The following is a 23982-nucleotide window of genomic DNA, read 5'->3' as shown; positions in this document are numbered from 1 at the left end:
GCGATAGAACCGTGTCAACAACTTGGATTATTTTATTAGCCGTAATCGTAGCGTTCATCGGTTACACTGTATGGATGTATTTCTATCAGAAAAAATTAATTAAAACTCTTACAGAAGAAGAATTTCGCGCTGGCTACCGTAAAGCACAGCTTATCGATATTCGCGAAGCAGACGAATATAACGCAGGGCACATTTTAGGTGCACGTAACATTCCGTTATCACAAATTCGCCTTCGTCATAAAGAACTTCGCCAAGATCAACCTGTTTACTTATACTGCCAAAGCGGATTCCGTACAGGCCGTGCAGCTCAATACTTAAAAAAACAAGGTTACAAAGATTTCTACCAATTACAAGGTGGATTTAAATCTTGGACAGGTAAAATTAAAAAGAAATAACATACAAAAACTAGCTGCATGCTGCAGTTAGTTTTTTATTTCATATTGTTTGCAATGTAATATAGATTCTTTTTTATTACATCTGCATCGTTCTCTTCTACATTACGATATAATAACTGGTATTCAATCCCCTTTTCTTTCCATAGAAGCGTAGCAAATTCCTCTCCTCTCTCGAAGTCATCTTTATTTTTAAAATAAGCAGACGCTCCATTATTCAATTTCATTTGTTCTTGAAATCGCTTTTCTTCTACAAAATCCGGAAAACTGTAAGGGAAATTTGCAACAGTTAGCTCAATATACTCATGTCTACCTTGCTCCTGTTGTTTATATTTAATCGTTAAGACAGCATTCTTCTTTTCAATCGTTCTTACTTCACCCAACACATCACTCGTAATGTCATACGGTAAAAAGGTAGGAACTTTAAATTTCGCCGGAAAATATTTTGGAAGTTCTTTTAAGGGAATCGGATCCGTAACGCGATCTGTAGCCCCACCTGTTGATCCCACAAATGTTTTTTCTTCTTGCATCGTTTGCTGAAATGAACATGAGCTAAGTAATACACTAGAAAACACGAAACAAATGATTCCTTTTTTCAATTTGTTTCCGCCCTTTCATACCGCCCTCTTAACGAACAAAGCGTTTATATGTTGTTCATATTCGCTTGAATGCCACACTCCACCTTTGAAAACTTTCCTCGTTATTCTCACACATTTTGACAAAACTGCTTTCAAACAAACAGAAAGACTTCGCTATTCTTACGCCCAAACGAAATGGTTACGCGAATAACAGAAGTCCTATTTATAACATAGATTGTGAAAAGCTTTTCAGGTCAAGATTTTTTCATTCTACTTATTTTCCCTTTATAATATAAGTAAAGAGGTGATGCATATGGCCAATATAAAACAAATCGCTAAAACTGCTGGTGTATCTATATCAACCGTTTCCCGTGTCTTAAATAATCACCCTTACGTAAAAGAAGACAAACGGAAACGAGTTCTAGAGGCGGTTGAAGAATTAAACTACGCAAAAAATATAAATGCTATTCATTTAATAAAGGGGAAAACATATACAATCGGGGTTATGCTCCCTTTCATTAATGTCCCTTACTTCAGTACCATTATTGAAGGAATCGGAAACGAAGCGTTAGCAGCTGGATATCACATTAATTTATGCCAAACAAATTACGATAGTATTGAAGAAATTCGTGTTCTTGAAATGATGAAAATGAAACAATTTGACGGGATGATTATTTGTTCTCGAACGAGTTCATGGGAACAAATCGAACCTTTCGCAAAATTCGCCCCTATTATTTCATGTGAAAAAATGAACCACCCCCTCATTTCATCTGTCTACGTAGATCATTATGAAGGATTCCGGCTCGGTACTGCATATTTACTAAGTAAAGGCCATGAAAAAATCGGAATTTGTTTAGCAAGAAAAACGAGTGTAAATTCTATGGAACGTGAAAAAGCGTTTGCTGATACACTTCATAACGAAGGTCAAACGTTACATCCTGAATGGATTTTTCATCAATGCTATACAATGCAGGACGGAGCACAAATACTCCACCGTATTTTACATATGAAAAATCGTCCAACTGCTATTTTCACAGCGAATGACCAAGTAGCTGCCGGTTTATTAACAGAGGCAAAGAAACATGGTGTTCGCGTCCCTGAAGATCTCGCTATTTTAGGATTCGATAACCATGAAATTTCAAAGGCATTAGAAATTTCGACTATTGAACACCCTGGTCTTACGATGGGATCACGTGCTTTTACCTTATTCCATAAACAGATGCAGGACGAACAAATAACCGGGAACTCAGAAGAACTTCCATTCCATTTAATTGAGCGAAAAACAGTCTGAAAAGGAGCGTTAACTATAGCACTCTTTTTCAGCTTTTCACCTATTGACTTTGTGTTTATTATCTCATATAATAAACCTAACGAACGGTAGGTAGGGGATGAAAATGACAGCAAATCGCATTAAAGCTGTAGCACTTTCTCATTTCGCACGCTACGGCTATGAAGGAACTTCATTGGCAAATATTGCCCAAGAAGTTGGGATTAAAAAACCATCGATTTACGCACACTTTAAAGGAAAAGAAGAGCTATATTTCATATGCTTAGAATCTGCTCTTCAAAAAGATTTGCAGAGCTTCACAGGCGATATCGAAAGCTTTTCCAATTCGTCCACTGAAGAATTGCTATTAAAATTATTAAAAGGCTACGCAAAACGATTTGGTGAAAGTGAAGAATCAATGTTTTGGTTACGAACTTCTTATTTTCCGCCTGATGCATTTCGCGAACAAATTATTAATAAAGCAAATGTACACATTGAAAACGTCGGAAAACTTTTATTCCCGGTATTTAAAAGAGCAAGCGAACAAGATGAGCTGCATAACATTGAAGTAAAAGACGCCTTAGAGGCTTTTCTATGCTTACTCGACGGTCTTATGGTTGAACTACTATACGCAGGTTTAAATCGTTTTGAGACACGTTTAGACGCTTCTTGGAAAGTATTTTGGCGCGGACTTTCAAACTGACGGATTGCTCCTTTGCAATGCGTCGTTTTTAAGCCCTTTACCTAACGACTGGTAGGAAGGAGAAATGACATATGGCATGGATTTATGTAATCATCGCTGGTATTATTGAAATCTTTTGGGTGATTGGACTAAAAAAAGCGGAGGCACCACTTGAGTGGGCTGGTGTTGCGCTATTAATTACAATTAGTTTCGTCTTATTATTTAGAGCTTATAAAGATTTACCTGTCGGCACTGTATACGCAGTCTTCACAGGAATCGGAGCGGGCGGAATCGTTCTTACAGAAATTTTCATCTTCGGAGAACCTTTCTCTATCGTAAAAGTTTTATTAATCGGTTTAATCTTCTTCGGAGTAATTGGTTTAAAACGAGTAACAGAAGAAAAAGAAGCGAAGGAGGCCGCATAAAATGGCTTGGGTATTTTTAATTCTAGCTGGTATTTGTGAAATTATTGGTGTACTCTTTATGAAAGTAGCCACTGAAAAGAAAGGCTGGGCACCAAAAGTTATTTTAATCGCTAACTTCGGCGTAAGCTTCTTCTTCTTATCCCTTGCGATGGACACATTACCGATGGGAACTGCTTACGCGATTTGGACTGGAATCGGAACTGCCGGAAGTGCACTTCTAGGCATTCTTATTTTCCGAGAATCAGCGGATTGGCGTCGTCTTGCCTTCTTAAGCTGCATTCTATGCGGCGCTGTTGGCTTAAAACTATTAAGCTAACGCGAGGTGAATGTCATGTGGAAAGAAAAAGGAAAACAAATGTTAGCATGGATCACACTCGTGATCGCCATTCTACTGCAAGTAAGTTTTCATATAATAGAATGGTTGTTTCATAAAGTATTATCCATTCTTGCATTCCTTCCGAACATGACACTTGAAATTTTATCTATCGTTTGGTCAATTATTGCCTCCATTGCAATCGTAATTATATGGAGTATCGCCAAGCTATATAATAAGTTATTTAAAAAGGACAGTTACTCTGAAAAAGAGTAACTGTCCTTTTTTATATTGATTCAGACTTTCTATAGAAGTTTGATGTGATAAGACAAAACAGACCAACTACGACAACACTCATACCAATCCCTTTATGCAAACTAGGAAATAGCGGTGGTATATCCGAATAAAAGTTTGCTAATATGCAACCAATTGAAACTAAAAGTATTCCTATTCTATATAACCATTTTCTTTTGTTCATCATTCTCCCTCCTAAAATTTTTCATACACTCCTACCTTTTGGACATACTACCTAAAAAAGGAGTGGATAATATGCAAAATTCTATACATAAACAGATCCTATTTTTATTTTTCCTCTTTCTCATTCTCATTATCGTTTTCAGCTTTATATTACATACTCCAAAAGATGTTGTACCGAATAGCCTCTCTGTTTATAAACTCTTACTTTCATATTGTCGATATTGAAGAAGGTGCCTTTTATGAGGCACCTTTTAAAATTCTCTCTTCTCATACAATTTCATTGAAACGAAGGCAGATACTATGAACATGCATATTGAACTAACGAATAATAAACTGTTATATAGTTGGATTTGTTCCAGGTTGATTTCAAAGAACATAGTACAAATGGCTGTCGGTGCTATTAGCATGAAAAGCGTAATAAAAATAGCTTTTTTATATGCTAGCCAAAATGATATCGGTAAAACCAAGCTTAAATATATTAAAATAAAGCTAATACTAGCAACCATTGTCGTTTCAATAAATTCAAATAGGTTAACCCCATTCTTCATTCCCATCGTGAAACAACCGACTATTACACTTATAAAAAGAATAATAATTGCTACTATATATTTCGCATACACAATTTGTTTTCTCAATATTGGTAAACTATTTACTATCACTTCACTCTCATTTTTACTATCTGCTTCAAATGTTTTTACTGTTGCCCCAATTGTAATAATTACTGACATAATTATGAACAGATTTTCCGTATCTGTTAAGGCCATATAAAAGAAAATAGGATACAGTATGTACCAAATTAAAAATTTCCATTGAATGATGAAATCTTTTAAAATTAATTGCTTAATCATGTATTACACCTCCTAACATGAAAATGCCACTTCTATAACTCTGCCTCTTGAAACATTTTCATTGAGAGTAACATTGATATGACTATACTTACTAACACTCCGATACCAAGAACACTCATCGCTACTGTAGCATCCTCAGAGTGAAGTACTTTTAACATAATTGTTTTATCACCAAAAACATTACACATAAGGCCAATCATACCTATTAAAGGAAAAATCATAATTACATACAAGACAGTAGTAGCTTTATTTCCTCCGATGTAATTAGTAGGTATCATTATCACACAATAAATCAAAGTTGCTACTATTGCTGAAAACATTGCATATCCAGGAATAACTATATCTCTGTCCAACAAAATATTTCCTAATATTACGACTATAAAAGTTGTACTCAAACCGACTATAATAAATAATGTAGTTGAAATATATTTAGCTATAACTATCTCTTTTCTCGTTATAGGCAAACTCACTAATACTTTTTCTGTTTTACTTTTTTCTTCATAATAAAAAGAAATATATATAATCATACTACATGTCATAAATAATCCTATTGCAATCCCCATCGGTTCTACAGAATTCCTAAAAATCGATAAAACGGGTATTAAAAAATAGAAAGGAATCATCTTCTTCTGTAAGAAAAACTCCTTCAAAATTAACTGTTGCATATGAATTCTCCTCTCTATAAATCACGGGCTCCATAAATTTTAATTGTTAGAAACATAGAAGCGATATAAATACTAACTAATGTAATAAATCCAACTATAAATACACCAATATGCATAGGATTCATAATCCACTCAATGAATGAAGGTGCTATTCCATTGATCTCATCACTAATAAATATCCAAAGTATCCCTCCGACTCCTATTGAGGCTGCTGATACTATACTTCTTACTACCTTCGACTTTGTACCATAATAACTAGGGAAAAACGTGACAACCAAAAATACGGCGTAAACAGCTCCATTTATTACTTCATACCACGGAATTTCAATGTATAGATTAGGATGATATGCACCGATATCACCGATGACCACAATGCCTCTTATAAGAAAAACAACTAACATCGTAGAGAGCATGCCACCTACAATAAATATTGCACAGGAAATATATCTAGCAATTATGATATCCTTTCGACTTAACGGTAAACTATTTATTACAATGTCACTTTTATTCCTTTCATCCATATAGATTAGCGTCATAACGGAGGAAAGGGTTATAAATAGACAACTCATCGGAAATAACAATTCACTCCCGGGCTCAAGTAAAAAGAACATAAGGGGCATAATAAGATTCACTAACCAAGTTACCCGAAAAAAGAACAAATCTTTATAGATGAGCTGACGCATAGGCACCTCTCCCTTTCGCAGTGTAAACGATAATATCATCTAATGTAGGCTTTTCTAGTACAACCTCATTTCCAAACCAATCGATAATTACTTGTTTATCCTTCGCTAAACCTTCAAAACCAAATTTATTTTTTCGTAATCCAACAAATAGCTCTTTTCCTTCTCGATCCAATAAATCATTACTTCCCTTTACGATTACGTAGCTCTCCATTAATTCATCTTTCTCACCAGTAAATATAATTTCCCCATCGTTGATAAAAGTAATATAATCTGCGATGCGCTCTAAGTCTGTTGTAATGTGCGTTGAGAATAATACAGATACTTCATCTTCCATTACAATTTCTTGCAATATATCAAGCAATTCACTTCGAACAACTGGGTCCAATCCTGCTGTTGGTTCATCCATAATAATAAACTCTGCATGATGCGAAAGCGCGATGGCAATCGCAAATTTCATTTTCATCCCTTTAGATAACTCTTTAATTTTTTTATACTTTGGAACTTGTAATCTCTCCATATACGATTGATACTGACATTCGTCCCACTTTTTATATAGCGGTGCAATAATACGCTTCATTTGTTCACACGTTAAATCTTCGTAGTAATGATTTTCATCATATACAAAGCCGATATTTTGTTTTATTTCCTTTTCTGCTTTCTTATTGTCCTTGCCAAAAATTTGTATATCGCCGCTCTCTTTTCTAATTAAATTCATAATCATTTTGATCGTCGTACTTTTCCCAGCACCATTCGGTCCGACAAATCCCATAATATATCCACGTGGCAGCGTAAAACTTATATTTTTCACTGCAAAATCTTGATATCTTTTACAAACGTTTTTTAGCTCTAACATTCCTTATTCCCCCTCATATAAACACGCAATCATCTGCTGTAAATCTTCAAGTGAAAGCTGCAACACTTTACTTTCTCTCACAATTTCTTCAGCCTTACTTTCCAATAAACGTAAGCGCTGTTCTTTTAATAGTTCATTGTTTTTACGTGAAACATAAGTCCCCTTCCCAGCAACAGTTTCTATATATCCTTCTTTTTCAAGTTCCTCGTACGCACGCTTCGTTGTAATTACACTAATTTGTAATTCCTTCGCTAAGCTACGAATAGACGGCAGTTGGTCTCCCCCCTTTAAACCACCATTTAAAATAAGTTGGCTTAATTGTTTCCTTATTTGTACATAAATAGGGTCTTGGGAAGAATTCGAAATAATAATATTCATGTTTTCCTCCAGTGTGTATATACTGTATATATCTTATATATACAGTATATACACACCATCCTATTTTTGGCAAGAAAAAAAGACCAACATTTTCCTGTTGGTCTTTCGTATATGTATCACTTTTCAAAGCGATCTAACATTTCGTCTCTCATTCCGAAACTAACAACCGCAATTCCTACATACATAAACAGAAGGAATGCCGGATGAACTGTATTGTACCAGCTGCTATCAACAATTAAATAAATCGTTAACGCCACAACAAGAACAAACGCTAAAATAAACATATAAAAGTGTCTTGTACTACCCATGATAAACTCCTCTCTACTCTCTGCACCATTCAACAGTATATTTTATCGAATAATTCGATATGACTCAAGGTTAACTTTCTTTTATGTAATCAAGTTCTACCTTTACAATGTCCTCACATGCTATTGAAATGATTGTTCCTTGTTTATCAATCGCCGTCACTTCTCTATTATCCATTACACGATGTGCTACTCTTTCTAACACTTTTCCTTGGTCTCGATAGCAAAATTCTTTTACATCTTTAATTGTTTCTCCATTTTCTAAATGGTATACCATTCTATAACATCGATATCCCACACTTTCACCCCCGCCTTGCTCGTTTTTTCACATATACATAAAAATGAGTAATTTTTGCCTCATCACATCTTCTTAATTTCAATAAAATTCTAACAAAAATAAATACTTTTATCAAACCGACTTTTTCAACAAAACTACCTATAAAACTACATCTTTACACAATTATGAAACAAAAAATATAAAGTTTTAACATTTTCTTCACTATTTCTGCATAAAGTGAAACTTTAATCAGTGGGGATTTTTGTTCATCCCCACTGATTATTAGCCTTCACCAATCGGGCATTTACGGACAGTTTATCTCCCACCTGGCTTCTTTGCACCAGCTAAGTTTTGAGTTGGGAGTTTTACTGTCCACAAATAGCAGGACAAATTCTCCAAACAAAAAAAGAACCCGCATGTAGCGAGTTCTTTTTTATTCTAATCAAACTTGTACAGGAGCAAGCTTTTCATAACGTAAAACAGGTTTACGAGCAGCCATTGTTTCGTCTAAACGTTTAATAACTGTAGTGTGTGGTGCTTCTTGTACAACTTCTGGATTTTCTTCTACTTCTTTAGCGATTTGAATCATCTTATCAATGAAACCATCTAACGTTTCTTTTGATTCTGTTTCTGTCGGTTCAATCATAATACATTCTTCCACATTTAATGGGAAGTAAATTGTTGGTGGGTGGTAACCGAAATCAAGCAGACGTTTTGCAATATCTAATGTACGTACACCAAGTTTCTTTTGACGACGACCTGATAATACAAATTCATGCTTACAATGTCTATCGAACGGAAGATCATAGAACGGCGCTAATCTTCTCATCATATAATTCGCATTTAATACAGCATACTCAGTTACTGCACGTAGTCCATCTGGACCCATAGAACGAATGTATGTGTATGCACGAACGTTAATACCGAAGTTACCATAGAATGGTTTCACACGCCCAATTGCTTCTGGACGATCGTAATTGAAGTGGTAGCCATTTTCCGTTTTCTCTAAAATTGGTTTTGGTAAGTACGGAATTAAATCAGCTTTCACACCTACTGGACCAGAACCTGGACCACCGCCGCCATGCGGACCTGTAAATGTTTTATGAAGGTTTAAATGCACAACGTCAAATCCCATATCTCCTGGGCGCGCTTGGCTTAATACCGCATTTAAGTTTGCACCATCATAGTATAATTTACCGCCTGCATTATGGACGATTTCAGCCATTTCTAAAATATTTTCTTCAAATAGACCTAATGTATTTGGATTTGTTAACATAAGTGCTGCTGTTTCTTCGTTTACAACACGTTTTAAATCTTCTAAGTCAACAAGACCATGTTCATTCGATTTTACTGTAATTGTTTCAAAACCAGCTACAGTTGCAGATGCTGGATTCGTTCCGTGAGCAGAGTCAGGAACAATTACTTTCGTACGGTTAAAGTCACCATTTGCTTCATGGTAGGCACGAATTAACATTAAACCTGTCCATTCTCCGTGTGCACCTGCTGCTGGTTGTAATGTAACAGTATCCATACCTGTAATTTCAATTAAATGCTCTTGTAAGTCGTACATTAATTCCATTGCACCTTGTACTGTCTCTTCATCTTGAAGTGGATGAATATTTGCAAATCCTGCAAAACGAGCTACATTCTCATTAATTTTCGGATTATATTTCATCGTACAAGATCCAAGTGGATAGAATCCAGAATCCACGCCGTGGTTACGGTTTGAAAGTGCTGTATAGTGGCGCATAATGTCAAGTTCAGATACTTCTGGTAGCTCTGCATCTTCTACTCGAATATAATCGCTCTCAAATACATCTTCTAGTTTCACTTCTTCTACATCTAATTTGGGTAAGCTATATCCTACGCGTCCTTCTTTAGTCACTTCAAAAATAAGTGCTTGGTCTTGGTTCTTCATTGGATAGCCCCCATTTCGTTTACAAGTGTGTCAATTTCCTCTTTTGTACGAAGCTCAGTTACTGCTAACAGCATATGATTTTCTAATTCTTTATAATCACGGCCTAGATCATAACCACCGATAATATTCTTTTGTAGTAATGCGTCGTTTACTTCTTTCACTGGACGTTTGCAATCTACAACGAATTCATTGAAGAATGGTCCAGCAAATGTAGCTGTAAAGCCTTTCGCTTCGAATTGACGTTTTGCATATTGTGCTTTAGAAATATTTTGACGTGCCATTTCTTTCACACCTTGTTTTCCAAGTGCCGTCATTGCAACAGAAGCTGCTAATGCATTTAACGCTTGGTTTGAACAAATGTTAGATGTCGCTTTGTCACGACGAATATGCTGTTCACGTGCTTGTAGCGTTAATACAAATCCACGTTTACCATCTGAATCTACCGTTTGTCCGACAAGACGTCCTGGAATTTTACGCATAAATGCTTTCGTTGTTGCAAAGTAACCACAGTGTGGTCCACCAAACTGTGTTGGAATACCGAATGGTTGTGCATCACCGATTACAATGTCAGCACCGAATTTCCCTGGTGGTGTTAATGCGCCTAATGATAACGGATTTGAAGAAACGATAAATAATGATTTTTGTTGATGAACGATTTTTTCAATATCAGCTAACTTTTCAACTTGTCCGAAGAAGTTTGGATATTGAACGATTACACAAGCAACTGTATCGTCTACTTCGCTTTGTAATACGTCTAAATCTGTTACACCATCTTTATGATTAATTTCAACAACTTCTAGATGTTGACCTTTTGCATAAGTTTCAAGTACTGCTCTTGATTCTGGGTGCACTGCACTAGATACAAGAATTTTCTTTTTACGAGTATGGCCAGCCGCTAACATTGCCGCTTCAGCTAAAGCTGTACCTCCGTCATACATAGAAGAGTTTGCTACATCCATTCCTGTTAATTCACAAATCATTGTTTGGAATTCAAAGATTGCTTGTAATTCCCCTTGTGAAATTTCTGGTTGGTATGGCGTGTAAGCAGTATAAAACTCTGAACGAGAAATAACATGATCAACAATTACTGGAGCATAATGATCGTATACGCCTGCTCCTAAGAAAGAAGCATATTCTTTTAAATTAGCATTTTTACCAGCCATTTGAGATAGCTCTTTTAAAAGCTCTGGCTCTGATTTTGCTTCTTTAATTTTTAAATCCCCTTTAAAACGAACACTCTCTGGAATATCAGAGAATAATTCGTCGATCGTTTGAACGCCGATCGTTTGTAACATTTCTTTTTTGTCTTCTTCTGTCATTGGAAGATAACGATGCAACATGAAATCTACCCCTCTCCCCGTTACTTTGAACGTTTATAAAATGGTGTTGGAACAACTACTGCTTTGACGCGTTTATTACGAATTTCAATTTCTACTTCTGTATCAACTGCTGCGTATTTTACATCAATTAGTGCTAAACCAATGCTTTTCTTTAACGTTGGAGATTGTGTACCACTCGTTACTTCCCCGATTTTTTCTTCTCCTACAAATACAGGGTAATGCGTACGAGGAATACCGCGTTCGATCACTTCGATGCCGACTAATTTACGAGATGCACCGTTTTCTTTTTGCTCTTTTAACGTTTCTTTTCCAAAGAAATCTGCTTCTTTGTTTGGTTTTACCGCAAAGCCAATTCCTGCTTCAATCGGTGTAATATCTTTTGATAATTCTTGTCCGTATAACGGAAGTGTTGCTTCAAAGCGAAGTGTATCACGAGCACCTAAACCACATGCTTTTAAGCCCTCTTCTGCTCCAACTTCAAGAAGTTTCTCCCAAAGTTTTGCAGCATCTTCACTCTTACAGTAAATTTCGAATCCGTCTTCACCTGTGTAACCTGTACGAGATACAAGTGCAGGAATTCCATCTACAAGAATATCGTTTTTAAATTTAAAGAACTTAATTTCTTTCAAATCTTCTGACACAACTTTTTGTAAAATGCCTTCTGCTTTTGGTCCTTGAATTGCAAGCTGCGCAACTTCACTAGAAACATTGACTACTTTCGCATCGCCAATTACATGACTTGCTAACCATTCGTAATCTTTCTCGATATTTGATGCATTGATTACTAATAAATAGTCTTCTTCACCACGTTTGTAGATTAATAAATCATCTACTGTACCACCATTTTCGTAGCACATAGCTGTATATTGTGCGCCTCCTACCTTTAAGGTAGATACGTCATTTGTAACAACACGTTGTAAAAATGCTAAACTATCTACACCTTTTACCTCAACTTCTCCCATATGAGACACATCGAACAAACCTGCCGCTGTACGTACAGCTTCGTGTTCTTCTTTAATGCTTGAAAATTGAACTGGTAATTCCCAGCCACCAAAGTCGATTGTTTTCCCACCATACTTCGCGTATACATCAAATAACGGTGTACGTTGTAATGTAATCATGCTCTTTCCCCCTTATGCTCTGACAAATCAATAAAAGTTGCTTCCCATATCTAAACATTTTCATTCTGAAAAGATAGGATATACGGAATCTCACTATATTTTTTTATGAAAGCGTAAATAAAAAAGTACTTTCTTGGATAAAATACGAAAGATTCCACACATTTCACACCATTATCCTAACATCATTCGCTATATTTCATCAATATTCTAGCATAAAAAATAATTTAGAATTTTTCATTCTTAATCTTACTAAATACAACTTTTGAGATTTAATGCTTATTATTGTCTATCATATAGCCTTTAATAACGATAACAAAGCCTTCTTTCAAGGCGAATCATTATACATGTAAAAAATAATTACTTTAACTTATAAAAGGTGGGAGAGTCGTAATGAATGTTGATATTTCCGTAGATCGGACGTGGCAAAACAATTTTTTAAATAGAATTGAAGAAGATGGTCCTTGGACAAACTGGGATTTATACCATTTAGCTTATGAAACAGAAAAATCGTTACTTGTTCCTACTTTCGATGGACTACAAGCACCGAAGCACTTATCCCATTTCACACCGCTTCCTCATCAATTAGAAGTCGCTCAAAATGTTATTGAACAAATGAACGGTAAAGCGATACTAGCCGACGAAGTAGGGCTTGGAAAAACAATTGAAGCTGGACTTATTTTAAAAGAATATATGGTGCGTGGGCTTGTGAAAAAAGTACTCATACTCGTCCCAGCCTCTCTCGTGTCACAATGGGCATACGAACTAAATACAAAGTTTTTCATTCCAGCTGTAGCTCAAAAGAAAAGCTACTCGTGGGAGCAAGCTGACGTGATCGTATCATCAATTGATACTGCAAAACGTTCACCACATCGCGATATCGTTTTGAACTTAGAATATGATCTTATTATTATCGATGAAGCACATAAACTAAAAAATAATAAAACAAAAAACTATGAATTTGCACAGCGATTAAAAAAGAAGTTTTGTTTATTACTAACAGCTACTCCTGTTCAAAACAAGATTGATGAAATTTTCAACCTTGTTTCTTTATTAAAACCAGGACATTTGGGCAATCAATCCAACTTTGAAGAATACTACGCTTCAAAAAATCGTTCAGCCGAATCAGATGAAGACTTAAAAGCTCTCATTAACAAAGTAATGGTCCGAAATAGACGTCATAATACCGGAATTGATTGGCCGAAGAGGCATGTACGTACAATTTTTGTAGAGTTTAATAAAGAAGAGCAAGCTTTATATAATGCAATTGAACACTGGGGAGGACGAGATGCCTTCACATCTGCTTTCTCATCCTTAACATTAAAACGCGAGGCATGTAGTAGCCGTGAAGCTGTGTACTATTCATTAAAAAAGCATGTAGAAAAACGTCAGAAAGAAAATGAACAATATATAAAAGATCCATATATTGATGTGCTAATGGACAATATTAATCATATTCCATTCAACTCAAAAGCAAATAAAGCTCTTGAGCTTATAAAAGAAATTGACGATAAAGTCGTCATCTTCACGGAATATCGAGCGTCACAAATGTACTTACAATGGTTTTTACAGCAGCACGGCATTTCTTCCGTTCCGTTCCGCGGTGGATTTAAACGTGGGAAAAAAGATTGGATGAAGGAACTTTTCCAAAAACACGCGCAAGTATTAATTGCAACGGAAGCTGGCGGAGAAGGAATTAACTTACAGTTTTGTAGCCATATGATCAATTATGATTTGCCATGGAACCCAATGCGTCTTGAACAAAGAATTGGACGTATTCACCGTCTTGGTCAAAAAAATGATGTTCATATTTATAACTTAGCTACAAAGCATACTGTTGAAGAACACATTTTGAAACTGTTATATGAAAAAATAAATTTATTTGAGCGTGTTATCGGTGAACTCGATGAAATTTTAACAAGAATTAATATGAAAAACATCGATGCGCATATTCAAGAAATTTTTGCGCAATCAAAAAGCGAAGGAGAAATTCGAATTAAGATGGAAAACTTAACATCTATTATCGACTTTGCGAAGCGAAATGAAGCTGAGGTGCAAGGCTATGCAGCAACATGAAATCCATAATTACTTAAACAATTTCTTTGAGGCGAATAACTGCGAAATTTTAGGACGTTCCCCTCACCTATTAGATGTGCAGTTAACAATTGAGATGGATAAATTATTAATGAACCGCCCTTTCTATTGGCACTATCTTGAAAAAACAGGAGGCGTACCGAATCCGATGCGCCTTACTCTTATTACAAATCCAGAAAATGAAGAAAACGATGGCGAACTTATTCACTACGGTTCACCACGACTACATCAAATTTTCCAGACAACGAAAGAATTAGGCTCTTACATACGTTTATATGAGGAAATAAAGCATAACGGGGCAACGCATACACCGCTCCATCCTTGGCTCGGTGTAAATATAAAAGTGTCTTATCAATGTGATCGAAAAAAAGACATCCTTCATTCCATTGGTATTCATCTCATCTCTGGAACAATGATGGCAAATTTTCATGAAACATTAACTAACATTAAACTTACACCGAAAATACCTGACTTTTGTTTTACGCTCTCTCCTATCATTAAGCCTCAAAGCGGCTTACAACGTATAGAGGACGCTTTAAAAAATATAATTGCAGAAGATGATCATGCGTGGGCGAAAGAAGCGAGGGTACGTTGGAATCACGATTTAGATCTTTTAAATCGTTTTTATGAAGATAGTGATGAACTTCCTGAAAGCTATGAAATTGAAAAACAAGCCTTGCAAGAACAATATGAACCACGTATTACAGTGCAAATTATTAACGGTGGCCTCTTTTATGTTACCGCTAATCATTTTCTATCTTAAAAAAGCTCCTTCCGTTTTTAGAAGGAGCTTTTTTTTTATTTATTTTCTATCCTACTCGCTATCGTCACTACGCTCTTGCTGTTTTTTCTGTGCCATACGTTTCTGCTGTGCACGATCCTTTGCGCTCACATGATTTGCATCAGTTGGAAGGTTTTCTTTCGAACGTCCAATTCCATTGCTCATCTTTCCCACTCCTTTTTACGTTTTTCAAAACACATGTTTATTTTCAGCTAGAGTTACAATCCTTATACAAAAAAATAAGAGCAGCCATTGGCTACTCTTACTCACTCACATATTTTTGAAACATATCATGGATGCCTTTATTTACGAGGTTCGAGATCTGTTCGTCAGATTTATTCGGATAACGATCGCGCAATCTGATAGATGCCTTCACCATTAAATTTTCTAATACAGAACGGCCACCTTCTCCATAAATAATTTCAGCATACTTAACAAGCCTTCCATCCTCTACTGTTGCTGGATTATGATTGAAGAAAAATTTACTCATTGTTTCCACCTCTCTCTTTGATAACGTTTACATTTATATATTTTATTTATGTTATTTATTTCACAATATTGTATGCACGTATATTTAATTAGTTTCATTATAAAGCAACATATCGATAGTACATATGTGATTTTCCGTCCATTTTGTGAACAAACCAAAATGAAAGCGTTTCCTTTATTATATACTAAAAAAACTTACTACGCTAGGGGCAATTTTTTCAATCTACTAATCCCTCAAAAATTGATATATTTTTTCTTTTCCAATCAAACCTTATACAATTTTCAGAAATTATATTATAAAATATATGTATGACTTAAGGAGGATTTGTATGAATCAAAATAAAAAAGCTATATTAGATCTTGTCTTTTATCTCGTAATCCCATTCCTCATTTGGAAATTTGCAAAACCTTATATTGATCCTTATTACGCGATGTTAATTTCCTCTGTTCCGGGGATTATTTATACACTGTATACCTTTAAAAAAGAAAAGCAGTTTAACGTGACAGGATTCTTTATTTTAATTACACTCATTTCTAATACGACGGTAGATTTATTATCTGGATCAGCTGAACGAATGTTGTGGAACGATGCGTATTATCACATCGTACTCGGTATTATCGTCATATGTACAATTTTTATAAAAAAACCACTTATGTTATATTTCGCAGCAGATATTGCAGCACTACAAGGGCATGACCGTGATAAAAGTCGTGAACTGTATCGTGATAGTCGTATATATCCAGCACTACAATATTTAACGCTATTTTTCGGGCTTCAATTTATATTAAAAAGCTTTTTAAAAATTTATTTCATCTCCGTTTTCGGTGTAGATGGCTACGGTGAAATGAGAGCGATTATGACTGCTGTCGGCTGGGGCATTTCAATTTGCATCGGAATAGGGTTCGTATGGGTGAACAATAAAATACATGCGGTTACTGAGGAAAAAGAATCCGTACAGTAAATGAAAATCCCCTAGTATATAACGCTACTAGGGGATTTTCATTTTGCTAGGCATATGACTAAAAGTTAACTTGATTTTTTCCTTTTATTTTTTACGTTTCGATAAAATAAAGCTGCACTAAGCGGCATAACACCAAACCATTTATTTAAAAATGGCTCTTTTTCAGAGCGGCGTTGTTCTTTCTTTTGTTTACGATCTTCTTTTGGTGCATCCATATATGACACAAACTGCTGCGTCACAAAGCGAACATAATCATTAGTAGACATATTATCATCACCTCTACTTGATTAGTATGTCCACTTTTTTATTCATTAATCTTTTCCTTTAATTCATTCATAATTTGCTTTACTGACTTATTTGTCGTGTCGATATGAATATGTGCCTCTTCATAATACGCTCGGCGCGATTCGAATTTCGTTACAAATGCCTCTATATCTTTCTTCTGAAATAGTGGACGTGTCGTATCTTCACGAAGCCTTTCTGCAATTACATGCGGATCACAATATAAATACACGACAGTCCCGTTCTCTTTCATCCACTTTCGATTTTCCACTCGCTCAATAATCCCTCCACCAGTTGTAATGATTGCATTATGAACTGGTAGTGAACGTAACATCTCACTTTCATATTCTCGAAAAGTTATTTCGCCTTCTTCTGCAAAAATATTTCGAATTGCCTTCTCTTGCTTCTCTTCGATTTTTTGATCTGTATCTACAACATCCATTTGCAGTTCTTTACTTAACGCTTTTCCAATTGTTGTTTTCCCAGCTCCCATATAGCCGGTTATGTATATAGATTTCATTTTCTGTCCTCTCAATCGTCATGTATTAATTGTTATTATAACGAAAGATGCTACTTTGTTTAATAAAAAAACGTTTTGTTCTTCTTATACTAAGAAGAACAAAACGTAACATACTCGCTTTTACCTATAAGTACCTCTTCTCACCCACTGCGTTGCAATCCATTTCTCGCCTTTCGTTACAGGTGCCCCTCCGTGTAACGTAAGCTCATTTAGTGATTGATCTTGATAAAAATACTCAAAGTATACTGCCATTCCCTTTCTAGGGTGTACAGAAAGATTTAATTTCGGGAAGAACGTTTCTCCGCCTTCTTCTACATCATTTAAGTACATTACAAGCGTGCTAATACGATTATTAGCAGCTGATCTACTATGTTCCGCAAAATAATCATAGTGCGCTTTATATTGTTGATCCACTTCATAATTTAAAATGTGCAATCCTTCTCCATGCGTCACCGGAACATTCATGATAGATGAAATACGTTTTTCAATCTTCGAAGTAAGTTCATTCTCTTCCAAAAATGCGCCACTACTTGTTCGGATATCATTTACATCACGTGCTGAACCAATTGTAGAACGTTTTATTTTATTTTTAGACATTTCAATTAATTCGTCGCATTCTTCGTCACTTATTACATTTCCTAATACGACGATAAGAGGTTCTTCGAATTTCGAAATAATTTGTATTTCCCTATCTTCTGTCATAATCGTATTTCCTTTATGATCAAAAATAGTTTGTTCTTTATTTTCACCTATTTGATTGTTCTTTGTCATTTCCCTATTCTCCCTAAAAAAAATGATTGGATAGCATGAATATATCATATTCTTTCTACCTTTCTCTTTTTTGAGAAAATTTAAACTTTTGATCGTTATATTTATCCATTTCCCAAAAGAAATTGAAGCTCTTCACAATGGAAATTCATGGTTTTACTCAGCATACTTTACCTGTCATCCTTCTATCCAATCAAATATTTTCTCATCATTTTTTCTATACCGAAAGCTCACCGTATAGAAAATTCTTTGTTTTGTCTCGCACTGCAAAGAAACGAGAATCATATCATTTTCAAATTCGTACTTTCCACTCACTTTTCCCTTTGTATATTGAAAGAAAAAGGTACCATCTCTTTCTGTTTTCTGTAAGTCTACTTTTATATCTGCAATAGCTCGATTAATCAACTCTTCCACTAAAAATTTTTGCTCTATTTCAGTAGAAAATTTTTTATCAGAAAGCAACATATTCGTTTCGTATACAAAAAAAGAGGTTAATAAAATTAAAAAAATGATTGTTGCTGGCATTGTAAATCCATCTTGTTTTTTCATTCCTTTATTTCCATTTCGCTATATCTTACAACTACACCTTCATGTATTTTCCCACTAGTATCTTTCATATTTATAAAGAGCACATGAGGTGTTAGTTTGTACGAAACATTGCCAACCTTTTGTAATATAACTTCCCTTCCACGCATATTCACTTTTCTTATAAGATGATTATTCACTTTTTCATATATCACTTCATCCCCATTACGCAAACGGAAGCGTAAAATACTACCTTTATTTTCAAGGGCCATTATATGTTCCCCAAACGATACCTCACGAAACTCCAGTTGTACTTGGCCTAAAAACACATCCCACTCCCACTCATTTAATCCTTTTGAGTGTTTATTCTCCATTCCGATAAAATGAAGACTCGGTAAAAGTAAAAAGAACAGTGATACTAGAAACAAACATACGATCATTTCTATTAATGTAAATCCAACTTCTAATTTATTTTTCCTCCCACATAAAAACATTGTTCCATCATTCTTCCCTTCACATCTTTCCACATAGTACACACTTCACTTCCTCCCCAATATGTGTAATATACAAGTTCGTTTATAATTTTTTCTTTTACTCGCATTTCCTCATTCTCATACATATATAAAGCTGCTTCTTTTTTTAATAATACGAATGCCTTATAGCGGAGTTGTATATTTTTTCTTTCTTGCATGACCAATACTGTTTGCGGCAGTAGTACCGATACCGCCATCATTAGTATGCTTAACGATACAAGCATTTCAGCCATTATGGATCCTTTTTGATATTTCATGATACGTAAATCTCCCTCTTCCGAGCTGAAATACAATCTCATATTTATAACTTCGATACGAAAGTAAAATTGTACCACCTCTATTAATATTTCCGCTCGGATTATATGTCATCGGATTTGGAAATGTATGCAAATCAATTTGTATATCGTTACCATAGTCTCTCGACACAATAAAATGATTCGTACCCGACTCCTCAATGTAATACGTGTTTTTCTCTTTATACCACCGTAGCGTATAGTATTTCTGACGATTTATCGCTAATTGTTGCATATACAAAATATCATTTGAAAATTGGCTCAAAAATTGTTCGACTTTTTGTTTTTCATATAATGAATGAACATTAAAATACGTAATCATACTTAAGACAGAAATTACAAATAAAACGAGCAACATTTCTAAAAGAGTAAATCCTTTTTGTTTCACAATGTCCCGATTGATACTGTGCCATCATCTGAAATATGAATAGATTCACCATTCGGACACTTATGAGTTGTAATATATTTTTCGTCACTTAGCTCTTTTAACGAAGGAATTTTATTATGCTGTAATTGATATACCTGTATTTGCGCTTCTATAGATTTCACATAGGCTGCGCATCCTTTTCCTTGAACTGATGAGCGCTGCTTCACTACATTCGGAATAATTAATAGTAATAATACAGTTATAACAACCATAACTAATAACATCTCTAACAGAGTAAATCCTTCCTCATTCTGCATGTAAATGCCTCCTAAATGGAATTCATCATTTGAAACATCGGCATAATCATCGCTAAATACATAAGAACAACTATTCCTCCAATGCATGTAAATAAAATCGGTTGAATGATAACTAACATACGTTTCATTTTTTGTTCCATCTTTTCTATAACAAGATCGCTATAGTCCTCTAATTCAACTGCCAAATTACCGTTTGCTTGTCCATGCCTAATAATATAAGAAAGTTCTTTTTCGTAATAACCACTTTTAGCAATGATAGATTGTAACGATTCTCCTGCAATTAATTGCCGTTCAATTCGGGCCGCTTCATACTGAAAAAATCGATTATATTTTTGCTCCATCATTATTGTGAGTGCTTCGAGCACCGATAGTCCGCCGTACAATAAACCACTCAATTGAGTGGAGAAATAATGCGAATGCTTTAAAATAAGAAATACTTTTATGAGAGGAATACGAAGCATGATTTTTACCTGTTCAATATGTGGGAGTTTCCGAAAATAAAACAAATATACGCTACATCCAATAATAAAGATAAGAATACCGCTAATAATAATGTAAGGTATTCGTTTAATTGCACTTAAAATTTGTTCTGTAAATAGCGGCACTGTAGAACCAAATGAACTATACACCATTTCAACCTGCGGTAATAAGATGAGATTGAAAACAGCAAGCATAATCATTAAAAAGAATGCTAATAGCATAGGATACTGCATTATTTTCATCATATCTTTCCTATACTTATCCTTCTTATAAAGAAGTGCGCTCCCTTGTTGCAATGCAAAAGAAATATCACCATGTTTCTCAGCATAAAATAAATAACTTAACATCTCCTGATGAAACATTAATTGATGAAATGAATCGTGTAGACTTCTCCCCTCTTTTAATCCCTCAATCATATGCTGTAATTGTACTTTCTTTTCTATGGGTAATTGAAATCGTAAAAATTCTAGTGCCTGCAAAAGGGAGTATCCTTTTTCTAATAGTTCTCCTAATCGTTTCAACAATACTAATTGCTCACTTAAACTCCATGTTTTCTTAAACATAAACATCTTCTTCTAAAAATCCTAAAGCATACCCTTTTCGTATCGAAGATTCTAATGTTTCATGTTTGTACGTAACACATTCTCCGTTCGCTTCTTTAATCGCTTGTTGCAAATCATATCCATCTAACAACTCGTAAACGCTTGCTTGTCTTACTTGCCGCATTGATTTACATAAAATTGAGCACTTTCCTCTGCAAAATGGACACTTTAATTCAACAAGTCGCTGTGCAGCTACAGCCAATAAAGATTGTTCAATTTCTTGCCTCGTTATGCCATAATCCATAAATCTGAGTATCGCTCCTTTCGCATCATTCGTATGCAGGGTCGTCATTACTAAATGTCCAGTTAAACTTGCTCTTACAGCTATTTTTGCTGTTTGTTCATCTCGGATTTCACCAACTAATATAATATCTGGATCATGGCGTAAAATAGCCTTTAGTCCAGCCTCATATGTGATACCTGCTTTTTCGTTTATTTGAATTTGTAATAAATCGTCTTTTCTTTTTTCAACTGGGTCTTCAAGTGTTACAATTCGACGTGTTTTCCTTTTTCTAATTACCTCTAATAATGCATACATTGTCGTTGTCTTCCCAGAACCAGTCGGTCCAGTAAATACGAGTAGACCATGTGAATAACGTAAAAAAGAGAGGAGTTTTTCCGCCGTACTTGGAAATAACGAAAGATGAGATAACGGCTGCACAGATGCTTGTAAATGAAGGCGAATCACGAGACTTTCTCGATATACAGTCGGAAGTGTTGAAAGACGTAAATACACTTCTTGTCCATCAATTTGTAAATACAATGAACCATTTTGTGGCTTCCGCCTCTCTCCTATATCCATGGATGCCAAAAATTTAAAGTGCGAAACAAGTTTTTCTCCAAACTCCTTTTCAATACATTGTTTCGTAATTAAATCTTTTCCTATACGTAGCTGAACCGCTACATCCTTCTGCCGGGGCACAATATGTAAGTCCGATGCTTGTACCCTACACGCTTCTTTCAAAATTGTATTCGCAAAAATTTCAATTCCATTCATCATTTTCCCTCCTCACTATGTATATAGCATGAAAAAATGCACAATAAAAATTGGGACTTTTGTATTTTCATCAGAATAAAAAGGAAAATTATGTTTGTGAAATTATGAACAATTTCCGAATTATTGTCTGAAATTACCTATATGGAAGTTTATCTGTATTATAATGTTATTATCTTGGATAAAGTGATAAAGGTGGAGATCCTCATGGAACAAGCTTTAAAAATTACAGGTGTATTATCTGACCCAACTCGTTATTACATTTATAAATATATTTCTCAAAAACATAGTTACGTAACTGTACAAGAAATTGCAGATGAGTTTGACATTCATCCAAACGTAGCACGCTTACATTTATCTAAATTAGAAGATGTTCATATGCTTAAATCTGAAACAAAGAAAACTGGAAAGGGTGGAAGACCAAGCAGATTATATGTATTATCTGACGATGTTATCCAATTGCAATTTCCATTCCGTGATTATCAATTATTAGCAAAAATAGCGTTCAATTCTCTCCTTAGCCTTGGAGCTGCTGGTGAAAAAGCGCTATACGAAACAGGAAAACAATTCGGAGCAGAATTAATGCAACAACATATGCACCGCTTAAATGTGAGTGAAGAAGACTTAACAGTAGAACAAAAAGTTCAAATTGCAAAAGAAGCTTTCTCAACAGCTGGTTTATCACCTGCATTTGAATTAAGTGCAGATGGAACAAAAATTTTCTATGATGTACACAATTGTCCATTTAAAGAAGTTGCTGTTCATCACCCAACTGAAATTTGTAATATGCATGGGGATATGATGAAAGGGATTTTTGAAATCCTATTCCCTAACATGGAATTAACACGAAATGATAGTCTACTAGATGGATGTAAATCTTGTAATTATAAATTAACAATTTAATTTCTCATATAAAAAGAAGCCAATTATAATTGGCTTCTTTTTATATGAACGAATATTTACAATAGTAAGAAAAATAAACTATAATGAGGAGAGGTTTACTTTTTCTAGAAAAGGAGGGAGATGGCATGGAGCGCATGTTTCGCGTTCTCGGCTTTTGGACTGGAATTTTCTCGGTTATGTTTTACGTAGGGGATATGCAACAGGCTGCACTACTATTTTTAGGACAAACAGGTTTCTTCGTACTTTTAAGTTATTTAAAATTAACAGAGCGTATGTATATATACGTATTTGGGGCCTACTTAACTGTTTTCTTCATAGGATTTACATACTACACGACGTTTTTACTTGTCCCTGGGGCTGGACATTAAAAGATGGCAATTTGCCATCTTTTTTTTAATCGTGGAATTTCCTAGTTGACTTATAGGTTTTATTACCTTATATTCTATATAACAGATTGGAATTAGGGGGAATCAACATGAATACACTGCTTGTCGGAATTAACGTTGCAGTCATGCTCATTTTAGTCGGCGTATTATATTATATGCAACGTAAG

General features: G+C 35.0%; 35 protein-coding genes and 1 pseudogene. 12 read left to right on the top strand and 24 right to left on the bottom strand.

Annotated features, from left to right (window positions below; genetic code table 11):
* The first annotated feature begins 11 nt into the window (after nucleotides 1-11).
* Nucleotides 12-395, top strand: a complete 384-nt coding sequence (locus tag JDS92_RS24795; RefSeq protein WP_000108653.1) for a rhodanese-like domain-containing protein — start codon at nucleotides 12-14, stop codon at nucleotides 393-395.
* A 35-nt stretch (nucleotides 396-430) separates the two neighbouring features.
* On the opposite strand, the gene JDS92_RS24790 is transcribed toward JDS92_RS24795, so the two are convergent.
* A complete protein-coding gene (locus JDS92_RS24790) occupies nucleotides 431-967 on the bottom strand; it encodes a DNA polymerase III subunit delta (protein WP_142345868.1) in 537 nt (178 codons plus the stop codon).
* Nucleotides 968-1283: 316 nt separating this feature from the next.
* Between JDS92_RS24790 and JDS92_RS24785 the strand changes: the two genes are divergently transcribed.
* The 5 genes from JDS92_RS24785 to JDS92_RS24765 all read left to right on the top strand — a co-directional run bounded on the left by JDS92_RS24785 (nucleotide 1284) and on the right by JDS92_RS24765 (nucleotide 3933).
* A complete protein-coding gene (locus JDS92_RS24785) occupies nucleotides 1284-2261 on the top strand; it encodes a LacI family DNA-binding transcriptional regulator (RefSeq protein ID WP_001273954.1) in 978 nt (325 codons plus the stop codon).
* A 97-nt stretch (nucleotides 2262-2358) separates the two neighbouring features.
* Complete coding sequence (locus JDS92_RS24780) at nucleotides 2359-2940, top strand: TetR/AcrR family transcriptional regulator (protein ID WP_002005730.1); 582 nt, start codon at nucleotides 2359-2361, stop codon at nucleotides 2938-2940.
* A 71-nt stretch (nucleotides 2941-3011) separates the two neighbouring features.
* On the top strand, nucleotides 3012-3344 hold the full coding sequence (locus JDS92_RS24775; protein ID WP_000312339.1) for a DMT family transporter: 333 nt from the start codon (nucleotides 3012-3014) through the stop codon (nucleotides 3342-3344).
* Nucleotide 3345: 1 nt separating this feature from the next.
* The gene (locus JDS92_RS24770) at nucleotides 3346-3660 is read left to right on the top strand and encodes a DMT family transporter (protein WP_000312621.1); all 315 of its coding nucleotides are present in this window, start codon (nucleotides 3346-3348) and stop codon (nucleotides 3658-3660) included.
* Nucleotides 3661-3675: 15 nt separating this feature from the next.
* On the top strand, nucleotides 3676-3933 hold the full coding sequence (locus JDS92_RS24765; RefSeq protein WP_000265398.1) for a DUF3975 family protein: 258 nt from the start codon (nucleotides 3676-3678) through the stop codon (nucleotides 3931-3933).
* Nucleotides 3934-3943: 10 nt separating this feature from the next.
* Here the strand turns inward: JDS92_RS24765 and JDS92_RS24760 are convergent, their stop codons facing one another.
* From JDS92_RS24760 to gcvT, 11 genes are all read right to left on the bottom strand, one after another.
* Entirely contained in the window at nucleotides 3944-4135 is a 192-nt protein-coding gene (locus tag JDS92_RS24760) for a hypothetical protein (protein ID WP_141523499.1), read from the bottom strand.
* 250 nt (nucleotides 4136-4385) lie between these two features.
* Complete coding sequence (locus tag JDS92_RS24755) at nucleotides 4386-4982, bottom strand: ABC-2 transporter permease (RefSeq protein WP_000595334.1); 597 nt, start codon at nucleotides 4980-4982, stop codon at nucleotides 4386-4388.
* A gap of 32 nt (nucleotides 4983-5014) precedes the next feature.
* The gene (locus JDS92_RS24750) at nucleotides 5015-5647 is read right to left on the bottom strand and encodes an ABC-2 transporter permease (RefSeq protein ID WP_001186575.1); all 633 of its coding nucleotides are present in this window, start codon (nucleotides 5645-5647) and stop codon (nucleotides 5015-5017) included.
* Between the two features lie 14 nt (nucleotides 5648-5661).
* Nucleotides 5662-6330: an ABC-2 transporter permease gene (locus tag JDS92_RS24745; protein ID WP_016109088.1), complete on the bottom strand. Its 669-nt coding sequence runs from the start codon at nucleotides 6328-6330 to the stop codon at nucleotides 5662-5664.
* Entirely contained in the window at nucleotides 6311-7183 is an 873-nt protein-coding gene (locus JDS92_RS24740; protein ID WP_000891283.1) for an ABC transporter ATP-binding protein, read from the bottom strand. The genes JDS92_RS24745 and JDS92_RS24740 overlap by 20 nt, the downstream gene beginning before the upstream one ends.
* Nucleotides 7184-7186: 3 nt before the next feature.
* Entirely contained in the window at nucleotides 7187-7561 is a 375-nt protein-coding gene (locus tag JDS92_RS24735) for a GntR family transcriptional regulator (protein ID WP_001021357.1), read from the bottom strand.
* Between the two features lie 116 nt (nucleotides 7562-7677).
* Nucleotides 7678-7869, bottom strand: coding sequence for a hypothetical protein (locus tag JDS92_RS24730; RefSeq protein ID WP_000535934.1), 192 nt, complete (start codon nucleotides 7867-7869; stop codon nucleotides 7678-7680).
* Nucleotides 7870-7939: 70 nt separating this feature from the next.
* On the bottom strand, nucleotides 7940-8143 hold the full coding sequence (locus JDS92_RS24725) for a DUF3929 family protein (RefSeq protein ID WP_002039587.1): 204 nt from the start codon (nucleotides 8141-8143) through the stop codon (nucleotides 7940-7942).
* 442 nt (nucleotides 8144-8585) lie between these two features.
* Nucleotides 8586-10061: an aminomethyl-transferring glycine dehydrogenase subunit 2 gene (gene gcvPB / locus JDS92_RS24720; protein ID WP_098137347.1), complete on the bottom strand. Its 1476-nt coding sequence runs from the start codon at nucleotides 10059-10061 to the stop codon at nucleotides 8586-8588.
* On the bottom strand, nucleotides 10058-11401 hold the full coding sequence (gene gcvPA, locus JDS92_RS24715; protein WP_000903224.1) for an aminomethyl-transferring glycine dehydrogenase subunit 1: 1344 nt from the start codon (nucleotides 11399-11401) through the stop codon (nucleotides 10058-10060). Before gcvPA ends, gcvPB begins: the two co-directional genes overlap by 4 nt.
* Nucleotides 11402-11421: 20 nt before the next feature.
* Complete coding sequence (gene gcvT, locus JDS92_RS24710) at nucleotides 11422-12522, bottom strand: glycine cleavage system aminomethyltransferase GcvT (protein WP_000631761.1); 1101 nt, start codon at nucleotides 12520-12522, stop codon at nucleotides 11422-11424.
* Nucleotides 12523-12912: 390 nt separating this feature from the next.
* Between gcvT and JDS92_RS24705 the strand changes: the two genes are divergently transcribed.
* Entirely contained in the window at nucleotides 12913-14595 is a 1683-nt protein-coding gene (locus tag JDS92_RS24705) for a DEAD/DEAH box helicase (RefSeq protein WP_001100044.1), read from the top strand.
* Nucleotides 14582-15376, top strand: a complete 795-nt coding sequence (locus JDS92_RS24700) for a YqhG family protein (protein WP_001183954.1) — start codon at nucleotides 14582-14584, stop codon at nucleotides 15374-15376. The genes JDS92_RS24705 and JDS92_RS24700 overlap by 14 nt, the downstream gene beginning before the upstream one ends.
* 51 nt (nucleotides 15377-15427) lie before the next feature.
* Here JDS92_RS24700 and JDS92_RS31290 read toward each other — a convergent pair whose 3' ends face one another.
* Together JDS92_RS31290 and JDS92_RS24695 are read right to left on the bottom strand one after the other, a co-directional pair.
* A complete protein-coding gene (locus JDS92_RS31290; RefSeq protein WP_000064664.1) occupies nucleotides 15428-15559 on the bottom strand; it encodes a hypothetical protein in 132 nt (43 codons plus the stop codon).
* A gap of 97 nt (nucleotides 15560-15656) precedes the next feature.
* Nucleotides 15657-15884: a hypothetical protein gene (locus JDS92_RS24695; protein ID WP_000032702.1), complete on the bottom strand. Its 228-nt coding sequence runs from the start codon at nucleotides 15882-15884 to the stop codon at nucleotides 15657-15659.
* A gap of 72 nt (nucleotides 15885-15956) precedes the next feature.
* On the opposite strand from JDS92_RS24695, the pseudogene JDS92_RS31075 reads away from it, so the two are divergent.
* Both JDS92_RS31075 and JDS92_RS24690 read left to right on the top strand, forming a co-directional pair.
* Nucleotides 15957-16072, top strand: a pseudogene (locus JDS92_RS31075) (GTP pyrophosphokinase).
* A 140-nt stretch (nucleotides 16073-16212) separates the two neighbouring features.
* Nucleotides 16213-16845, top strand: coding sequence for a VC0807 family protein (locus tag JDS92_RS24690; protein WP_001073100.1), 633 nt, complete (start codon nucleotides 16213-16215; stop codon nucleotides 16843-16845).
* Nucleotides 16846-16910: 65 nt separating this feature from the next.
* On the opposite strand, the gene JDS92_RS24685 is transcribed toward JDS92_RS24690, so the two are convergent.
* From JDS92_RS24685 to comGA, 10 genes are all read right to left on the bottom strand, one after another.
* Nucleotides 16911-17111: a YqzE family protein gene (locus JDS92_RS24685; RefSeq protein ID WP_000106086.1), complete on the bottom strand. Its 201-nt coding sequence runs from the start codon at nucleotides 17109-17111 to the stop codon at nucleotides 16911-16913.
* A 38-nt stretch (nucleotides 17112-17149) separates the two neighbouring features.
* Entirely contained in the window at nucleotides 17150-17647 is a 498-nt protein-coding gene (locus JDS92_RS24680) for a shikimate kinase (protein WP_000836652.1), read from the bottom strand.
* 120 nt (nucleotides 17648-17767) lie between these two features.
* Nucleotides 17768-18418 (bottom strand): 2OG-Fe(II) oxygenase, encoded by a 651-nt coding sequence (locus tag JDS92_RS24675; RefSeq protein WP_199632676.1) that lies wholly within the window; start codon nucleotides 18416-18418, stop codon nucleotides 17768-17770.
* A 174-nt stretch (nucleotides 18419-18592) separates the two neighbouring features.
* Nucleotides 18593-18964, bottom strand: a complete 372-nt coding sequence (gene comGG, locus JDS92_RS24670; RefSeq protein ID WP_199632675.1) for a competence type IV pilus minor pilin ComGG — start codon at nucleotides 18962-18964, stop codon at nucleotides 18593-18595.
* Nucleotides 18961-19434: a competence type IV pilus minor pilin ComGF gene (comGF, locus tag JDS92_RS24665; RefSeq protein ID WP_000477948.1), complete on the bottom strand. Its 474-nt coding sequence runs from the start codon at nucleotides 19432-19434 to the stop codon at nucleotides 18961-18963. Before comGF ends, comGG begins: the two co-directional genes overlap by 4 nt.
* Nucleotides 19404-19706 carry a hypothetical protein gene (locus JDS92_RS24660; protein WP_000829525.1) on the bottom strand — a complete coding sequence of 101 codons (303 nt, stop codon included), beginning with the start codon at nucleotides 19704-19706 and terminating at the stop codon, nucleotides 19404-19406. The genes comGF and JDS92_RS24660 overlap by 31 nt, the downstream gene beginning before the upstream one ends.
* Nucleotides 19699-20154 (bottom strand): competence type IV pilus minor pilin ComGD, encoded by a 456-nt coding sequence (gene comGD / locus JDS92_RS24655; RefSeq protein ID WP_098137348.1) that lies wholly within the window; start codon nucleotides 20152-20154, stop codon nucleotides 19699-19701. The genes JDS92_RS24660 and comGD overlap by 8 nt, the downstream gene beginning before the upstream one ends.
* A complete protein-coding gene (gene comGC / locus JDS92_RS24650) occupies nucleotides 20151-20450 on the bottom strand; it encodes a competence type IV pilus major pilin ComGC (RefSeq protein ID WP_001178691.1) in 300 nt (99 codons plus the stop codon). Before comGC ends, comGD begins: the two co-directional genes overlap by 4 nt.
* Before the next feature lie 11 nt (nucleotides 20451-20461).
* Nucleotides 20462-21499 carry a competence type IV pilus assembly protein ComGB gene (gene comGB, locus JDS92_RS24645; RefSeq protein WP_016109090.1) on the bottom strand — a complete coding sequence of 346 codons (1038 nt, stop codon included), beginning with the start codon at nucleotides 21497-21499 and terminating at the stop codon, nucleotides 20462-20464.
* Nucleotides 21486-22529, bottom strand: coding sequence for a competence type IV pilus ATPase ComGA (comGA, locus tag JDS92_RS24640; protein WP_199632674.1), 1044 nt, complete (start codon nucleotides 22527-22529; stop codon nucleotides 21486-21488). Before comGA ends, comGB begins: the two co-directional genes overlap by 14 nt.
* A 204-nt stretch (nucleotides 22530-22733) precedes the next feature.
* Here comGA and JDS92_RS24635 point away from each other — a divergent pair, with 204 nt between their 5' ends.
* Both JDS92_RS24635 and JDS92_RS24630 read left to right on the top strand, forming a co-directional pair.
* The gene (locus JDS92_RS24635; protein ID WP_000434114.1) at nucleotides 22734-23429 is read left to right on the top strand and encodes a helix-turn-helix transcriptional regulator; all 696 of its coding nucleotides are present in this window, start codon (nucleotides 22734-22736) and stop codon (nucleotides 23427-23429) included.
* 125 nt (nucleotides 23430-23554) lie between these two features.
* Entirely contained in the window at nucleotides 23555-23797 is a 243-nt protein-coding gene (locus JDS92_RS24630; protein WP_000440717.1) for a DUF2626 domain-containing protein, read from the top strand.
* The last annotated feature ends 185 nt before the right edge of the window (nucleotides 23798-23982 follow it).

Origin of the sequence: Bacillus cereus group sp. N12, assembly GCF_016483575.1 — a bacterium.
Taxonomy (GTDB): Bacteria; Bacillota; Bacilli; order Bacillales; family Bacillaceae_G; genus Bacillus_A; species Bacillus_A toyonensis.
The sequence above is the reverse complement of the archived record's forward strand: the minus strand, read 5'-3'. Positions and strand labels throughout refer to the sequence as shown.